Raw genomic sequence first — 16,691 nt, 5'->3', positions numbered from 1 at the left:
AAGAAAAATCTGGGGGAGGGCTCATAGGTAGGGCTCTGTATAGAGGGGCCTAAGGAAGAGCTCAAAGCCCGCGACGGGCATCTCTAGACCCCAGTTTTCCAGCACCGCAGGATGTATCTCCCCTATAACTCCTATCGCTTTCCCTCCAACGACTATTTTCCCAGCCCTGCCCGGGATGAAGCTCGGATGTTCGACTTCTTCCAGCTCGTACTCAAAGCCGAGATGTCTCATTACCGAGTCAAGTATCTCCTTGGCCTCGGTGAAGGTGACGCGCGGATGTGCCAGAGCAACCGCTAATTTGCTCTCGCTTACCGTTTTGGTCTCCCTGCTCTCATCTATCAGTGTAGCCTTGCCCACTTCAAAGATCCTCTGCGGATACTCCTCGTGGGTGTTCTGGCTCAGGAAGTCGAGCAGACTCGGAAGCAACCAGTTCCTAAGGGCTGACCACTTGGGGCTTATCGGGTTCGCTATCTCGACGAGCTCAGCGGGGGGATGGTTGAAGTAATCGTTGCCGTATTTGAGATTCATTTTATCATACTGGGCCTCCTTGTTGGTGAGGTTGAAGGTCATTACCTCCTGCAAACCAAAGCCGACCATGAGTTCCCTCACGGCATCTTCGAACTCAACGAACTTGTCGCCCCTGCCCTGGACGGCAATCTTCGGCTCCTCCGGCTCAATCTCGTTGTAGCCGTAGGCTATGAGAACGTCCTCCAGAACGTCCCTTGCGTGCATTATGTCGTCGCGGAAGGCCGGATAGAGGAGCTTTGCCTTTCCACCTTCGAGCTCAACCTCGTACATCATCCTCTCGAGGAGGTCTTTGATTTCTTCGTCGCTCAGCTCAAGGCCGGCCAGTTTCCTTATGTAATTCAGCTCGACTTCAAAGGGCTTTGGAGTTAGGTCTGGCGTCTCGATTTCAAAGTCAGGATAAACCACCTTGACGCTCTTTATCTTCCCACCGCGCTCGGCTAGGGCTGTAACGACGACGTTGAGGGCCAGCATAATCTTTCTCAAGTCCCAGCCGGTCACGTCAACGAAGACGTTCCTCGTCTCGGTCGTTACTCGTCCAGTTATCTCTGAGTTTATGATCGGTGGCATCGAGAGGACCTTACCCTCGCTGTCGACGAGGAGCGGGTAATAGGGCTTGTCCTTTATCAGGTGCCCGTATTCTTTCCCTTTTTCATGCTTTTCGAGGATTTCCTCGAGCGTTAGCTCCTCGGTGAAGCCGAGGGGGACGAACTTCTCAGTCTTCTCGGCGGCGCGGTAGTAGATCGGCGGTTTAACCTTGTCGAAGTCGAAGATACCAATGGCCACTTCCCTTCTGCGCCTTCCAAAGGTTAAGGCCACTTTCTCCTGGAGGTTTATCATCTGCTTGAGAGCCTCTTCATCGAGGTGAAGGCCCTCAACTATGGCGTAGACACCGTAGGGACGGATGTCCTTCAGCTTCTCGTCAACGTAAACCACAACGTCGCTTTTCTCAACTTCGTACTTCGGCAGGCCCCTCCCCATTCCAAGCGCCCACTTAATCTGCCTTGCTATCCCCTCGGCGCTCCAGAGGTCGGGCCTGTTTGTGTCCTTGGAATCTGCCTTGAAGTAGATTTCACCGTTCTCCTCCCAGACGTCGTCGAGCTCACATTTCGCATAGAGGAAGAGGTCCTCCCACTCCTCGACGGTGAAGCTCTTCCCGATGAGCCTCTCAAGGTCAGACTTTGAAACGTCGAACTTCGGCATGGTATCACCTCACCAGACCAGCTTCGCTTCCCTCAACCAGCGTAGGTCGTAGCTGAAGAGGTAGCGGATGTCGTCTATTCCGAGCTTGAACATGGCTAATCTGTCGATTCCTATTCCCCAAGCTATAACCGGTGCGTCTATTCCAAGGGCCTTTGTCATCTCCTCGCGGAATATTCCAGCTCCGCCGAACTCGACCCATCCGAGCTCTGGGTGGTAGGCGCTCATCTGGACACTCGGCTCAGTGAACGGGTAGTAATCAGGCAGGAACTTGACCTTCTTTGCTCCAGCTATCTCAACGGCGAAGCGCTTGAGGATCCCAAGGAGGTGCCTGAAGTTTAGGTCTTCACCGACAACGAAGCCGTCCACCTGGTTGAACTCGATGAGGTGTGTCCTGTCGAGGACGTCTGGACGGAAGACGCGCTGAATCGTGAAGTACTTGCCCGGTATCTCGACGCCTTTAGCCAGCTGTCTCCCGCTGAGGGCTGTTCCATGGGCACGGGGCATCAGGAGCATCGCCCTCTCCGGCGACCAGACGTAGCCCCAGCCGCGCGAGCCAGCTAAACCCCTCTCATGTGCTTCTTTGACCCTCTCGACTAGCTCTTTCTCTGGCAAGTAGCCGCTCTTCGGGTACTTGAGCTGGTAGGTGTCGGTCCACTCACGAGCCGGGTGGTTCTGGGGCTGGAAGAGCGCGTCGAAGTTCCAGAACTGGGTCTCTATGAGGCTCTCGACGGTCATCTCGATGAAGCCCATCTCGATGAGCCTTCTCCTTATCTTGTCGAGGAAAGCGCGGTAAGGCTGCTTCTTACCCGGGTAGATCCTCCTCACGGGGGTCTTGATGTCAAAGCGCCTGAACTCGACCTCGCGCCATTTTCCCGACTTTATGAGCTCGGGCGTTAGAACGGAAACTTCCCTCTTCAGCTCGATGCCCTTCCTTACCAGCTCCTCTCCAGAGGGGGTTATCTTAACTTCCCTCTCGGTGACGGTTTCTTCCTCGGCTATCTTCCTTCTCTTGAGTTCTTTGGCCGGGATAAGCTTTTCAATATCCCTCACTGGGACGCTTCCCCTCTCGGCCAGAAGTTTTAGTGCTTTATCAATGGGCCTCTCCTCGGCGTTAAGGCCTTTCTCAGTAATCTCAAGGATTAACTTTCCTTCTTCCTTCCTCACGTTTGCCCAGCCTTCCTTCCGGAGAAGGCCAACGATGGGCTTGAGTTCGTCCTCGCTGAGAACCTCCGAAAGGTCGTCGAGCGTAACCTTTTTCTTCTCCTTCAGAACCTTCAGGGCTCTCCACTCGGGAAGACCGATTCTGGCGTATTCCTTCCCGGTCTCGGTGAGTCTAACGACCTTCTCGCTCCTCTCGTGGAGCTTTGCCAGACCCTTAGCCTGCAGACCTAGGACGGAGCGCATAACGGCGACCTGGTCGAGGCCCGTCTTCTCCACCAGCTCCTCGAATTTAGCCTTCTTGAGCTCTCCAAGTTTTATGAGCGTGAGTTTTTCCTGATAGCTAAGCTCCATAGTGCCACCTCCCGGTGTGGGTGGGTAAGGGAGCTTAAGAGAATTGCGGTGATTAAGTCTTTCGTGAAATTCTATGGGAGGTGTTGTTTTACCTCTTGTACGCGGTTTCCCGTGGTTTCAGGTCGTTACGATGATAATTTTTTCGTCCCAGTACACGGTATAGAAAAGCCTGTAGTCGCCAATTCTAAGGCGATAGGTGTTGGTTTGTTCCGTTCTCTCCCCTCTTACAGGTTTCAAGTCGTATGGGGGCTTTGGATAGGGATTTGTTTTAAGGGTCTCAATGAACTCGGCCAGTTTTTGTCGCTGGGCTGGCTTGAGATATTTCTTGGCCTTCTTGATGACTCTCTTGTCCACGATGACCGTGTACAATCTCCCCACCTAACCCATGAGTTCTCGAATGGCCTCATCTGCGGTTAGTCCTTCCGAGGGGTTGTTTTTGAGGTGTTCGGCTTTTCGTTTCAGTTCCTGATACTCTTCTTCTGGAATAATTTCGGCTTCCTCTTTTTCCGCCTTGAGTTTGAGGAGCTCTTGTTTTAGGTCTTCGAGTTCTTTCTCTATCCTCTCGATGCGACTGATGAGCACGTGAATGCTCTCTGCCATGTTCTCACCGCTTAGCTTATTCGTTCTTCATGCTAAAAAAGGTTGCGAGGTAAAGGAAGACTTCAACCCTTGTGCGGGAAGAAGACGACCTTTCCGGTCTTGCCAGCGCGCATGAGCTCGAAGGCTTCCTCAAACTTGTCGAAGCCCTTGTACTTGTGGGTGATTATCGGGTCGAGGTTGAGCTTTCCGCTCTGTATGAGGCTTGAGACAGTATACCAGGTCTCCCAGAGGTGCCTTCCGGTGATGCCGTGGACTTCAAGGGCCTTGAAGATGATGAGGTTGTTGAAGTCTATCGTCACTTCCCTCGGGAAGAGGCCGAGCAGGGAGACCCTTCCGCCAGAAGTTACTGCCTTGAGGCCCTGTTCAAGGGCTTTGGGAGCGCCACTGAACTCGAGGAAGACCTCAACGCCTGCACCATCGGTTATGCTCATGACCACCTCAACGGGGTCCTCCTCGAAGGGGTTGATGACGTAGTCGGCGCCGACCTTCTTGGCCAGCTTCCTCCTGAAGTCGCTCGGCTCGCTCACGATGACGGGGTAAGCTCCCGAAGCTTTTGCAACCGCTATTCCGAGGAGTCCGAGCGGGCCCGCTCCGGTGATGAGCGTGCTCCTCCCCGCTATTGGGCCGGCTAAAACTGTATCAACGGCGTTTCCGAGGGGTTCCTGAAGGGTTGCGTATTCCGGCGGCATGTCCTTTGGGTTCTTCCAGGCGTTTTTGGCCGGAACTATGGCATAGTGGGCAAAAACACCATCCATGTCAACGCCGAATATCTTCGTGTTCTGGCAGACGTGGTAGCGGTTGTGCTTGCAAGCGTAGCACTTGCCGCAGACGATGTGGGTTTCAACGCTGATGTAGTCGCCCTCCTGAAGGTCTTCAACGCCGGGACCGACTTCAACGACCTCCCCGGCCACTTCATGGCCCATTATCTGGGGCGGTTTGATTCTGCTCTGCGCCCACTCGTTCCACTCGTAGATGTGCAAGTCGGTTCCACAGATGCTTGTTGCGAGAACCTTTATGAGAACCTCGCCCGGACCTGGCTTTGGAACGTCAACCTCGACGAGCTCGGCTCCGTAAGCCGGCTTCGTCTTCATAATGGCCTGCATCTTTTCGGTCATGGCTATCATCTCCTACACTGATGCATAGATTTGTCGTGGATATAAACTTTTTTACGGTTGAACTCTGTTGGACATCGCCCTTAAGATTTTATCGAGATTCGAACTTTCAATTAAAATTAAGTTTGAATTTCGTCTATTTCTGCCTTTTCTCATTCATTAGTCTGACATAGACGTTAAATACCCTTCTTTCTCTATCTTAAGAGACATCGCTTGGGTGGTGTCTAAGTTGGAGAGGAGTGGATTCCAAAGCAGGAAGCCCCCTGTTAAGAGGGGGGAGCACTACAGGGTTCGGATTGAATCCCTCGGCAGGGGAGGAGATGGCATCGCCAGGATTAAAGGCTTTGTGATATTCGTTCCCAAAACCAACGTTGGGGACGAGGTGGAGATTGAGATAAAGAACGTGAAAGAGCGTTTTGCCTTTGCCGAGGTTGTTGGATGAATTTTTTAAGTTTTATTCTCTTTTTTCTATCTGTTCCCGGACAGTTTTTGCATTGAGTTGGGTAAGGCAGAGGAAAAGTTAATAAAAACGAATTTCAAAAACCTAAGGGGTGGAGGGGAGCAGATGGCAGTAATAGTCATGACCGGGAGAGGCGGGGCAGGGAAGACGACCACAACCGCCAATCTAAGCACATACCTGGCTCAAAGGGAGTATCGTGTTCTGGCAATTGATGGTGATCTCTATCTGCCCAATCTCGGCTTCCATTTTGGGATGGACAACGTTAAGTACACTGTTCATTCAATTCTTAGAGACCCAAGTCTGAATCCGGAATGGGCTATATACAGGCACCAGGAAACTGGTGTTTACGTAATGCCCGGGAGTACTAACCTTAAGGATGTAGTTGGCATTTCTCCTCAAAGACTCAGGGATCTTGTTGAGGAAATAAAGTACAAGTTCGGTGTTGTCTTCGTTGATTCTCCAACAGGGGTCCCGTTTGATACCCTTCCAACTTTTGAGGTTGCTGATTATCAGATAATAGTGGTTGAAATCGAGAGGTCTCCGATATATTCCTTTGAAGTCATGGTTGAGAACGAAGTGAACAAACTAAAGGCCCTCGGCGAGGAGTATGGCCTTAAAATCGGTGTGGTACTAAACAAAGTTAGGGAAAGTGCTGACTTTGTCGACAAGATAATCGACATCATCGAAAACGAGCTGGGGGTTCCTGTTTTGAGCTGGATTCCCTTTGACGAGGCCGTTCCAGAGTCAATTAACGTCGGAATTCCAGTTCTCGCGTACAAACCGAAAAGTGACGCCGCTTTGGCTTTTGCCGAAGCCGGAGAAGTTCTCGAAAGCTGGATCTTCGGATGATCACTTCTGGGGGTGTTGTAATGGAGTTTGAAGAGCTTGTTGAGAAAGTTGCAAATGGCGAAATAAAACTGCACCAGGTTGAGAAGTACACCAACGGCGACAAGAAGCTCGCCACTGAAATAAGGAGAAAAGCCCTCGAGAAGAAGCTTGGGGTGAAGCTTGACAACATCGGACACTACTCCCTAGATCCAAACCAGCTCATAGGTAAGAACATCGAAAACATGATCGGTGTCGTTCAGATACCAATGGGCGTCGCCGGACCGCTTAAAATTAATGGTGAATACGCGAAGGGAGAGTTCTACATCCCACTTGCCACAACTGAAGGAGCGCTCGTCGCCAGTGTAAACCGCGGCTGTTCCGCTTTAACTGAAGCCGGTGGGGTTAAGACGACGCTCATAGATGACAAAATGACTCGCGCTCCTTTACTCAAGTGCCCAGACGCAAGAAGGGCAAGGGAAGTAGCGGAGTGGGTTAAGAACAACCTCGACTACCTCCAGGAGAAGGCGGTAAGCAAGGTTACCAGGCACGGAAAGCTCCGCGGCGTTAAACCCTTCATAGTCGGCAACAACCTCTACCTCCGCTTTGAATTCGAAACGGGCGATGCAATGGGCATGAACATGGTGACGATAGCGAGCGAGGAGATAATGAAGGTCATAGAGGAAGAGTTTCCGGACGTGAAGTACCTTGCCCTCTCGGGCAACCTCTGCGTGGACAAGAAACCGAACGCAGCCAACTTCATCCTTGGAAGGGGCAAGACCGTCATAGCCGAGGCGATAGTACCGAGGGAGATAGTTGAGAGGAAGCTCAAGACAACGCCGGAGCTCATAGCCGAAGTCAACTATCGCAAAAACCTCGTCGGCTCGGCCCAGGCCGGTTCCTACGGCTTCAACGCCCACTTCGGCAACATAGTTGGGGCCATTTTCTTAGCTACGGGCCAGGACGAGGCCCAGATAACCGAGGGCTCGCACGGTATAACTTTGGCGGAAGTTACTCCAGAGGGGGACCTCTACATAAGCGTAACCATGCCGAGCCTTGAGATAGGAACCGTGGGCGGTGGAACGAGAGTCCCAACGCAGAGGGAGGCTTTGAGCATTATGGGCGTCGCCGGCGGAGGGGACCCGCCTGGAACAAACGCCAAAAAATTCGCCGAGATAGTCGCAGGTGCGGTCCTCGCTGGGGAACTCTCGCTCCTCGCGGCGATAGCGGCGAAGCACCTAGCCAAGGCCCACAAGGAACTGGGCAGATGATTATGTCCTTTTATTGTTCATTTTGCCGGTTTCTGTTTCTTCTTTAATTGCTCAACAACTCGTGCTGAACTCAACCAATGTTGGGGCCGCAATCTTTTTAAACAAACTTGAGCTGAACAATGTGGACTGAGACTATATAGATTATTTATTGACAAGTGAACTATAGTGATAGCTTATGCTCGTGTTATTGACAGCTGCCTTCATGGCCTGGGCGATAGGGGCCAACGACAGTGCAAAGGCAGTTGGAACAGCCGTTGGTTCGGGAATAATCGGATTTAAAAGGGCAGTCCTGCTGATCTGGGCCTTTGTTACCGTAGGAGCCCTTATCGGCAGTTCCAGCGTTTCAAACACGGTGGCCGGGTTAGCCAGTGGCATGGGCTGGTCTAGGATTGGGCTCGTTCTCTTCAGCGCCGCCTCTGCCGTAACCCTTGCCAGCCTGTGGGGCAATCCCATATCAACGACCCAGGCCATAATAGGAGCCCTCGTTGGGGCTTCCCTGGCGTCAGGGCTCCCCGTAAACTGGGGAGTAACTGGTAAAATAACTCTGACCTGGGTTGTATCACCTGTACTGGCGGGGGCGTTTTCAATTGCAATATACATCGCCTACAAAAGAGTTCTCAACAGAATAAAGCATCTGGGAGTGCTGGAACTGACGCAAAAGTGGCTGGCGTTTACAGCGGCGGCTTACGCCTCCTTCAACCTCGGAACGAACGAGCTTGCCAACGTTATTGGCCTTATAGACGGAGGGTTTTCCAGCAGGGTCTTTTTGGCTCTTTCCCTGGGACTGGGGACGTTGACTTTTAGCTATAAGGTCATGATGACCGTCGGTAAGGATCTGGCACCACTGGATCCAACTTCGGGCTTTTCCGCCCAGATGGGCGCCTCACTAGCAGTTACAATGGCCAATTTCTTTGGAATACCTGTGAGTTCGGGCCAGGCCATTGTTGGGGCTATATCTGGGGTGAGCGTTTACAAGGGAGAACCGGTTAACAAAAAGGCCCTAGAGGGGATCCTGAGAGGTTGGGTAACGGCTCCCCTAGGAGCTGGCCTTCTGGCTTTTGCCCTGATAAGGCTCTTTTCCAGCCTTTGAAGCTTTTTAAACAAAAGGTGCCAACTCCCCTGGAGGTGAGAAAAATGACCGACTTCAGGTTCGAGATCCGGGCGAGAGACGCGGCTGGAAGAATTGGAAAGCTGACCGTTAACGGGAAGACGATAGAGACGCCGGCCATAATGCCGGTCATCAACCCGAAACAGCTCATCGTGACGCCGAAAGAGCTTAAGGAAATGGGCTTTGGTATGATCATCACGAACTCCTACATAATTTACAAGACGCCCGAGCTGAGGGAGAGAGCCCTTGAGGTTGGAATCCATAAGCTGCTCGACTACGACGGAATAATCGAGGTTGATTCCGGCTCTTTCCAGCTTATGCGCTACGGTGATGTTGAGGTCACCAACCGCGAGATAGTCCAGTTCCAGCACGACATAGGCGTTGATGTAGGGACTTTTCTCGACATACCTACTCCGCCAGGCGCCTCGAGGGAAAAGGCAGAGGAAGACCTTAGGATAACGCTGGAAAGGGCAAAGGAGGCGGAGGAGATAAAGAAAATAGCAATGAACGCGGCGGTGCAGGGTTCTACCTACCCGGACCTTAGAACCTACGCGGCAAAGAAGCTGAGCGAGATGAACTTCGAAATTCACCCCATCGGTGCCGTCGTCCCGCTGATGGAGAGCTACCGCTACCGCGACTTGGTTGACGTCGTAATCGCTTCAAAGCGGGGTCTCAGGCCGGACAGACCCGTTCACCTCTTTGGTGCTGGTCACCCCATGATTTTTGCGCTGGCGGTGGCAATGGGAGTAGACCTCTTCGATTCTGCCAGCTACGCCCTGTATGCCAAAGACGACCGCTATCTAACGCCAGAGGGAACGAAACGCTTGGACGAGCTTGAGTACTTCCCCTGCTCCTGTCCAGTCTGTTCGCGCTACACTCCCCAGGAGCTCAGGGAGATGCCGAAGGAAGAGAGAACGAGACTGCTCGCAATTCACAACCTCTGGGTCATAAGAGAGGAGCTCAACAGAGTAAAGCAGGCCATAAAGGAGGGAACCCTCTGGGAGCTGGTGGACGAGAGGGCGAGGAGTCATCCGAAGCTCTTCGCTGCTTACAAGCGCTTGCTTGAGTACAGGGACTACCTTGAGAAGAACGAGCCGGTAACAAAGGCTTCCGCTTTCTTCAAGGTGAGCGAGGAATCCCTGAGGTGGCCGACGGCGGTGAGAGCTAAGGAGAGGGCGGAGCGCGTTAAGGGTAAGTTCCCTGAGACGGTAGAGCACCCGATATTCGATGAAGTGCCTAAGTACCTGAGCCTGAGCTACCCCTTCGCCCAGAGCGAGGGCGAGGAGGACTTTACGATAGAAAAGCCGCGGAAGGATGAGGCTAAAAAGTACGTAATGGCCGTTGCGGAATACCAGTTCGGTGAGGGGGCTGGTGAGGCCTTCAAAGACGCCTTTGTCGAGCTCTCGAGGAAAACTGGCATGCCAAGGCAGGTTAAGGCGAAGGGGAAGCACCTCGCCACCTTCAGGGCCGAGGATGGCCTATTAACGCTCGGAATAGAAGGGGCGAGAAGGCTTCGTGAACTCCTGCCATTTCCACGGATGCGCGTCGTGGTCAATGAGGATGCCGAACCCTTCGCGAGGAAGGGAAAGAACGTCTTCGCCAAGTTCGTGGTAGATGCCGACCCGGAGATAAGGCCCTACGACGAGGTTTTGGTTGTGAACGAGAAGGATGAGCTCTTAGCAACGGGCCAGACGCTCCTTAACGGCGAGGAGCTTAAGGTCTTCCAGAGTGGTTTAGCTGTGAAGGTGAGGAGGGGAGTGGAGAAATCATAAGTACTTTCCGTACCCTTTTCTTTTGAGCCACTTCTTTACATCTTTTTCAAGCCACTCACTTGGGACTGGGTTGTCTGGTTCGAGTCCGTATCCTCTAAAGAGTGCCTCACATTGCTGTGGAAACCTCTCGCATAGGTAAGCGTAGCTGATTACGACGAGGAGAAGATAAAAACGACGCATGAACCAGGGGCCTTTTTTACAGGCCTCTTTTTCATTATTACCGAGGCCGTCTTTTTCACACTCAGCTGAATCACGGAGTGCCTTGAGGTACTCCTTCATGGCCAGGAAGGAATCGAGTACTAACCCGGCGTACTGTTCTTGGATGAACCAATCTCCAATGAACTCCCTGTAGACAAAGTATCCAATCCTGTTGAGTGTTTTACTGGCTTCTCTCACGGTTTTCGTTTTCTCTGAATCTCTCAGGAACTCCTCGACGGAAAGTTTTTTTAGTTTCCAGGATTTTATTTCTCCTAGCTGTTTCTTCAGTTTCTCATCCATCATCTCGTAGGTTTTTGAGACTGTTTCAAAGTTGAGCTCTTTGATGGCTATGTCGAGTTCGTATATCGTGACTGCCATCATCACCGTGGCTATCGTTGAAGCCAACGTTAACACGGCCAGCGTGATATTGATGTCAGCCGTGATCAGCCACACTATTCCCGTTGATATGATTATTAAAAATGCGGAGACAATCGCCAGAACTTTTATTCTATTCATGAGATCACCGGGGGTTGTTTATCTCCCAAACCTTCTCTGCCTCTTCTGGTACTCCCTTATTATCCTCAGGAAATCTATCTTCCTGAACTCGGGGAAGTAGACGTCGACGAAGAAGAGCTCACTGTAGGCTATCTGGTACAGGAGGAAGTTGCTTATCCTCACTTCTCCCCCGGTTCGGATCACGATGTCGGGATCTGGCATGTTGGGATGGTAGAGGTAGCGCTTTATCAGGTCTTCGTCTATCTCGTCAGGGCTTAGTTTCCCCTCAAGTGCGTCTCGAACGATCTCCCTCACCGCATCGGTTATCTCGCTCCTTCCCCCGTAGGCTATTGCCAGGTTGAGAGTGTAATTGTTGTATTTTTTGGTAACTCTCTCTGCTTCTTCTGCTGCTTTTCTCACGTTCTCCGGTAGGAGCTCTTTTCTGCCTATCACGTTGACTCTGATACCGTACCTGTGTACCCTCTCGTCTTTGATAAGCTCCTTAAACTTCTGCTCGAAGAGGTTCATGAGGGCGTTAACCTCTTCCGGGGAGCGTTTGAAGTTCTCTGTGGAGAAGGCGTAGGCTGTCAGCGTTCTTATGCCCAGTTCTCTGCACCACTCCAGTATCTCTTCCAGTTTGTTTGAACCAAACAGGTGGCCGTACCAGGGGGGCTTCTCCAGCTTTCTGGCCCATCTCCTGTTTCCGTCCATAATTATGGCCACGTGCTTCGGGATCTCACCAGATTTGACCTTCTCAAGTAGGTAGGACTCGTAAAGGTCATAGACAGGCTTAAAAATAATGGGAGGAACCTTGGATATTAACCTGTAGAGCATTGGGATCACTCTAGTTTCGTTCTCTTTTCCCGGTGCAGCTTGGCCAGCTCCATATAGATTTCGGCGTTCTTCTTCGTCCACTCGATTTCCTCCTCGCTCAGCTGCCTGACTACCTTTCCAGGAACGCCGACGACGAGGCTGTAGTCTGGTATCTCCTTGCCCGGCGGGACGAGCGCTCCCGCTCCTATGATGACGTGTTTTCCAATCTTTGCCCCGTCGAGGATTATCGCGCCCATGCCGATGATGGTGTAGTCGCCGATGGTCGCTCCGTGGACAACGGCGTTGTGGCCTATCGTCACGTACTTGCCAATCTTTGTCGGAAGGCCGTGGGAGGTGTGTATGCTCACGTTATCCTGGACGTTGGAGCAGCAACCGATGTATATCTGCTCGATGTCTCCCCTTAGAACCGCGGAGGGCCAAACGCTCGTGTTCTCTTCAAGAACAACGTCCCCTATAACAGATGCACTCTCGTCAATGTAAGCGGTCTCGTGTATCTTCGGCTTTTTATCGCCTAGAGAGTATATCGCCATTCATCATCACCAATTTAAAGTTGAAGGGCCCTTTTATAAAAGTTAACCCGACGAACTCTGATGCTTCGGCCACCGTGAACGACAGGAAAAGATAAATACAGGCCTGCAAAGTTACGAGGGGTTGGGACTATGAGGTACCACAGGGGAGCGAGCGCTGAAAGGGAGCTGATAAAAGCCCTTGAGGAGAAGGGCTTCGCAGTCGTTAGGTCGGCAGGAAGCAAAAAGGTTGACGTGATTGCGGGCAACGGAAAGCTCTACCTCTGCATCGAGGTTAAGAGTACCCACTCCGACAGGGTTTACCTCGGTGATGAAGACGTCAGAAAACTTGCCGAGTTCTCCAAAAGATTCGGCGGAAAGGCCGTCCTGGCCGTTAAGTTCATAAATCGAGGGTGGCGCTTTTTTGACTTGGACAATCTGGTAAAATCTGGAAAAAACTACAAGATAACGTACTCAAACAGCGGAATGACTCTTGAAGAACTTCTGGGAGTCCAGAGAAACCTGCTGGAGGTGTTGAAGGATGAAAGTGACTAGGATCCTGATGATCGTTGTTCTCATAGGGGCATTCTTTAGTTCTCCCGGATTTGCTGAAGAGTCTCCCCCCTTCAGCATGGCCCCTGTTATCGGTGTTTTTGATGCTTTCCCCGGCGAGGAACTTGATGTTCCGGTCAACGTCACCAACCTCCTTAACGAGAGCCTCTCTGGCTTGACCGTAAGCCTTGTATGGAAAGCGGGGGATGTGGCTTTAACGGCCAATGAAACGCTATCCCTGGGCCCCTCGGAGAGCACTATAGTACATCTCAGGGTGAAGGTTCCCCTTTTACCTCCGGGGGAGTACCCGGTCAAGATCGAGGGGAAGTTTGGAAACTTCACCCTTGAGCGCAGTGTTGCTGTAAGGGTTGAAAAGCTCATCCGTTACTCCCTAAGCTCAGATATCGGTGGATTCTACACTGCTGGCTGGGATATAATCTCCCACATCCAGGTGATCTCGAAGTCCAACGTGCCCATCCAAGGCACAGTCAGGGTTTTTGTTCTCAACGGAAACGAGTCCGTGGTAAGCTCCTGGAACTTCACAGTTTCCATTGATCCGGGAATGAAGTGGAGCGAGATGATAAGGATACCGAGCCTTGACGCGGGGAATTATACTCTGGTTATACTCGCGGATCTCTCAAACGTTTCCCAGAGACTGGAGAAAAGCTTCAAGGTCATGGCCAGGAAGTACAGCTACTCGGCGGAATTTAAGGGAGGGGTGATCCTCGTTAAGGTCTCTTTCGCTGACGGAAGGCCAGCCAAAGACATTGAAATCTGGATCAACGGGACAACGCTCTACACCGATGAAAACGGTGAGGCGGTTTTTGTTCCTCCCAGGCAGGGAGTTTATCTGGTCAGATTAAACCTGGATGGGGTGATCGTTACAAAGCTCGTCGATGTTAAATGCTCCTACTCCTACCGGGCCTGGTACGAGAACGGGAGTGTCTGGATCAGGGTGACCGATGAGAACGGAAGCCCGGTTTCGGGGATCCGGATCAATCTTCTTGGCCAGACGCTGTTCACTGATGAAAATGGCCTGGCTGCCTTTAGAGTCAACCAAACGGGCGTTTACGAAGCCGAGCTATATCTCAATCACTGCACTGAAAAGGTTTCGGTTAAGGTGGATAAACTGCTGGTGGTCCACGAAGTAAGCGCGGATGTCCTCGTCCTAACGGTCATCAATTCCAGCGGAAGCCCCCTTCCAAACGTCACCGTTGTTATTGAAACATTCTCCAACGGGACACTTTCCTTCAGAACCAATGATGACGGCAAAATCTTCATCCCACTCGATAAGCTGGGCTCCAAGAAGTTCGTCCTGACCGCTGAGGCCAAGGGCTACCTGAAGTACAGCAGGATAATTGACCTCTCAACCCTCGGAAAAACTTCGACAAGTCCCGGAAAAAACACCACTTCAACTTCAACTCTCCCTGGAGGAGGCGGTGAAAAATCCCAACTGCCAGATTTAAAGACGATTCTCGTGGTTGTACTCTCTCTTATGGGCTTGGCAGGCAGTTCTTATCTGGCCCTTGCTAGACCCCACGTTGTGGAGGAAGAACTTGACAGGTACTATTTCGTCAAGCTGAAAGCGCCGAGGATGAGGCCGCTCCTGAACTTCAGGTGGGAGAGGGGCATGAACGCCGTCGAGGTCAGGGCGAAGAGGGGTAAAGTCCGGATTGAGGGTTCCAGAGTGATATGGGAAGTGGATGAGCTGAAGCCGGGTGAGGAAGCAATCCTTCAGGTCCTCCTCGGCTGACTTTTCTCTTTTTCAGAACACCCTCGCGTAGCCCCACTTCTTGACGCTCGTGAGGATAGACGTTTCAGTGCTCTTTATTCCATCAATCTTGCCGAGCTTTTCTATCAGGAAGTTCTCAAGCTCTTGGAGATCCTTAACTGTAACCTGCATTAGAATGTCGTGAGCACCCGTGGCTATGCCGAGGACGTCAACCTCTGGCAACTCCTTTAGCTTTTCAACGGCCTCCTTGATTTTATTCGGCTCGACGTCAACTGCTATGAAGGCCACTATTGAATAGCCGGCTTTGAAGGGGTTTATAAGTGCGGCGAACTTCCTTATGATTCCCTTCTCCACGAGCTTCTTCACCCTTAGCCTGACCGTTGACTCGGGCACTTTCAGGCGCCTTGCTATTTCAGAGTAACTCGCCCTGCCATCCTCCTGGAGTATGTGCAGTATCGCCCTGTCGAGCTCGTCCAGCTTTTCTATTTCCGCCATTTTAATCCACCAATTTTCAGTTTTTAGCATGTTATTTTTAAAATTTTCTAAAAAATCAGCAGAAATTAACCGAAATATCTATTAATTTCAAACGCAAATAAGCAACGGTGGTCCCATGTTGCCCCGAAAGGAGGAGGTCATCGAAGGGTACTCCCTCTACATTTCAAGGGCCTCGCATGTTACCTATGCCCCAATAGTGCCCTACAAAGCTCGGAACGCCCTTGTATGGGACGTTGAGGGGAGGGAGTACATAGACTTCCTGAGCGATGCTGCCGTTCAGAACGTCGGACACAACAACCCGCGCGTTGTGGAGGCCGTGAAGGGAACGGCAGAGAGATTGCTCCACTTCACTTTCATCTACGGCTTTCCCGTTGAGCCCTACCTCCTGGCGAAAAAGCTGGCCGAAATAGCGCCCATAGAAAGCTCAAAGGTGGCTTTTGGGCTGAGCGGAAGCGATGCAAACGATGGGGCCATAAAGTTCGCGAGGGCCTACACCGGCAGGAGAGCGGTAATCGGCTACCTGCGGAGCTACTACGGTTCAACCTACGGTGCGATGAGCGTTACCGGGCTCGACTTCGAGGTTCGCTCCAAGGTCGGCCAGCTCAGCGACGTGCACTTCATCCCGTATCCAAACTGCTACCGCTGTCCCTTTGGCAAGGAACCTGGAAAGTGCAGAATGGAGTGTTTGGAATACCTCAAAGAGAAGTTTGAAGGGGAAGTTCACGCTGAAGGTGTAGCTTTGCTCCTCGCGGAGCCTATACAGGGCGATGCGGGGATGGTCGTTCCCCCCGAAGGCTACTTTAGGAGGCTAAAGAAAATCTTAGACGAGCACGGTATTCTCCTAGCCGTGGATGAAGTCCAGAGCGGTCTCGGAAGGACGGGAAAATGGTTCGCCATAGAACACTTTGGAGTTGAGCCCGACATAATAACCCTGGCCAAGCCCCTTGGCGGTGGGTTGCCCATAAGCGCCGTCGTCGGAAGAGGCGAGATAATGGATTCCCTGCCGCCTCTCGGCCACGCCTTCACCCTGAGCGGGAACCCGGTTGCGAGTGCCGCGGCCTTGGCTGTTATCGAGGAAATCGAGGAGCGAAACCTCTTAGAGCGCGCCGAAAGGCTCGGCAAGAAAGCCAAGGGCAGGCTGGAGAAAATGAAGAAGAGGCACGAGCTCATCGGCGACGTTAGGGGACTTGGATTGATGCTCGGCGTTGAGCTTGTGAAGGACAGGGAGACCAAGGAGAGGGCCTACGACGAGGCCAAGAAGGTCGTCTGGAGGGCCTACGAGCTGGGCCTCATAGTTGCCTTCCTGCAGGGCAACGTCCTGAGGATTCAGCCACCGCTAACGATAGAGGAGGAACTACTGGAGGAAGGCCTTGACAGGCTTGAGGAGGCAATAGAAGACGTCGAGGAGGGGAAGGTTCCGGACAGCGTTCTGGAGAAGGTTCAGGGCTGGTAAGCAGCTCGTTTTTAACATTTTTCTGTTAATCTTACCCT

Annotated in this window: 17 protein-coding genes; 8 read left to right on the top strand and 9 right to left on the bottom strand. The window is 52.1% G+C overall.

All coding sequences use genetic code 11. The features are described from left to right. Positions 1–21 precede the first annotated feature (21 nt). The 5 genes from pheT to tdh all read right to left on the bottom strand — a co-directional run bounded on the left by pheT (position 22) and on the right by tdh (position 4,955). Positions 22–1,728 carry a phenylalanine--tRNA ligase subunit beta gene (pheT, locus tag A3K92_RS05480; protein WP_088885304.1) on the bottom strand — a complete coding sequence of 569 codons (1,707 nt, stop codon included), beginning with the start codon at positions 1,726–1,728 and terminating at the stop codon, positions 22–24. Positions 1,729–1,737: 9 nt separating this feature from the next. Continuing rightward, positions 1,738–3,240: a phenylalanine--tRNA ligase subunit alpha gene (pheS, locus tag A3K92_RS05475; protein ID WP_088885303.1), complete on the bottom strand. Its 1,503-nt coding sequence runs from the start codon at positions 3,238–3,240 to the stop codon at positions 1,738–1,740. A 117-nt stretch (positions 3,241–3,357) separates the two neighbouring features. Then, on the bottom strand, positions 3,358–3,609 hold the full coding sequence (locus A3K92_RS05470) for a type II toxin-antitoxin system RelE family toxin (RefSeq protein WP_232460838.1): 252 nt from the start codon (positions 3,607–3,609) through the stop codon (positions 3,358–3,360). A gap of 9 nt (positions 3,610–3,618) precedes the next feature. Next, positions 3,619–3,840 carry a hypothetical protein gene (locus A3K92_RS05465; RefSeq protein ID WP_088885302.1) on the bottom strand — a complete coding sequence of 74 codons (222 nt, stop codon included), beginning with the start codon at positions 3,838–3,840 and terminating at the stop codon, positions 3,619–3,621. Between the two features lie 62 nt (positions 3,841–3,902). Continuing rightward, positions 3,903–4,955, bottom strand: a complete 1,053-nt coding sequence (tdh, locus tag A3K92_RS05460) for an L-threonine 3-dehydrogenase (RefSeq protein WP_088885301.1) — start codon at positions 4,953–4,955, stop codon at positions 3,903–3,905. Positions 4,956–5,181: 226 nt separating this feature from the next. On the opposite strand from tdh, the gene A3K92_RS05455 reads away from it, so the two are divergent. The 5 genes from A3K92_RS05455 (at position 5,182) to tgtA (ending at position 10,388) form a co-directional block, all read left to right on the top strand. Beyond that, positions 5,182–5,394 carry a TRAM domain-containing protein gene (locus A3K92_RS05455; protein ID WP_088885300.1) on the top strand — a complete coding sequence of 71 codons (213 nt, stop codon included), beginning with the start codon at positions 5,182–5,184 and terminating at the stop codon, positions 5,392–5,394. A gap of 123 nt (positions 5,395–5,517) precedes the next feature. Further along, complete coding sequence (locus A3K92_RS05450; protein WP_088885299.1) at positions 5,518–6,261, top strand: MinD/ParA family ATP-binding protein; 744 nt, start codon at positions 5,518–5,520, stop codon at positions 6,259–6,261. A gap of 20 nt (positions 6,262–6,281) precedes the next feature. Next, positions 6,282–7,508, top strand: a complete 1,227-nt coding sequence (gene hmgA / locus A3K92_RS05445) for a hydroxymethylglutaryl-CoA reductase (NADPH) (protein WP_088885298.1) — start codon at positions 6,282–6,284, stop codon at positions 7,506–7,508. A 175-nt stretch (positions 7,509–7,683) separates the two neighbouring features. After that, the gene (locus tag A3K92_RS05440; RefSeq protein ID WP_088885297.1) at positions 7,684–8,598 is read left to right on the top strand and encodes an inorganic phosphate transporter; all 915 of its coding nucleotides are present in this window, start codon (positions 7,684–7,686) and stop codon (positions 8,596–8,598) included. Between the two features lie 44 nt (positions 8,599–8,642). Further along, a complete protein-coding gene (gene tgtA / locus A3K92_RS05435) occupies positions 8,643–10,388 on the top strand; it encodes a tRNA guanosine(15) transglycosylase TgtA (protein WP_088885296.1) in 1,746 nt (581 codons plus the stop codon). On the opposite strand, the gene A3K92_RS05430 is transcribed toward tgtA, so the two are convergent. The 3 genes from A3K92_RS05430 to A3K92_RS05420 are packed head-to-tail and all read right to left on the bottom strand — an operon-like array spanning position 10,383 to position 12,445. After that, positions 10,383–11,102 (bottom strand): hypothetical protein, encoded by a 720-nt coding sequence (locus tag A3K92_RS05430; protein ID WP_088885295.1) that lies wholly within the window; start codon positions 11,100–11,102, stop codon positions 10,383–10,385. The two genes, tgtA and A3K92_RS05430, sit on opposite strands and share 6 nt — an antisense overlap. 18 nt (positions 11,103–11,120) lie before the next feature. Then, positions 11,121–11,915: a polyprenyl diphosphate synthase gene (gene uppS, locus A3K92_RS05425; RefSeq protein WP_088885294.1), complete on the bottom strand. Its 795-nt coding sequence runs from the start codon at positions 11,913–11,915 to the stop codon at positions 11,121–11,123. Between the two features lie 5 nt (positions 11,916–11,920). Continuing rightward, positions 11,921–12,445, bottom strand: coding sequence for a gamma carbonic anhydrase family protein (locus tag A3K92_RS05420; RefSeq protein ID WP_088885293.1), 525 nt, complete (start codon positions 12,443–12,445; stop codon positions 11,921–11,923). Positions 12,446–12,574: 129 nt separating this feature from the next. Here A3K92_RS05420 and hjc point away from each other — a divergent pair, with 129 nt between their 5' ends. Beyond that, a complete protein-coding gene (gene hjc / locus A3K92_RS05415) occupies positions 12,575–12,976 on the top strand; it encodes a Holliday junction resolvase Hjc (RefSeq protein WP_088885292.1) in 402 nt (133 codons plus the stop codon). After that, entirely contained in the window at positions 12,963–14,726 is a 1,764-nt protein-coding gene (locus A3K92_RS05410) for a hypothetical protein (protein ID WP_088885291.1), read from the top strand. The genes hjc and A3K92_RS05410 overlap by 14 nt, the downstream gene beginning before the upstream one ends. A gap of 12 nt (positions 14,727–14,738) precedes the next feature. Here the strand turns inward: A3K92_RS05410 and A3K92_RS05405 are convergent, their stop codons facing one another. Then, entirely contained in the window at positions 14,739–15,200 is a 462-nt protein-coding gene (locus A3K92_RS05405; protein ID WP_088885290.1) for an Lrp/AsnC family transcriptional regulator, read from the bottom strand. A gap of 115 nt (positions 15,201–15,315) precedes the next feature. Between A3K92_RS05405 and A3K92_RS05400 the strand changes: the two genes are divergently transcribed. Next, a complete protein-coding gene (locus tag A3K92_RS05400) occupies positions 15,316–16,653 on the top strand; it encodes a leucine/methionine racemase (RefSeq protein ID WP_088885289.1) in 1,338 nt (445 codons plus the stop codon). The last annotated feature ends 38 nt before the right edge of the window (positions 16,654–16,691 follow it).

The organism is Thermococcus gorgonarius (genome assembly GCF_002214385.1).
Classification (GTDB): Archaea; Methanobacteriota_B; Thermococci; order Thermococcales; family Thermococcaceae; genus Thermococcus; species Thermococcus gorgonarius.
The sequence above is the reverse complement of the archived record's forward strand: the minus strand, read 5'-3'. Positions and strand labels throughout refer to the sequence as shown.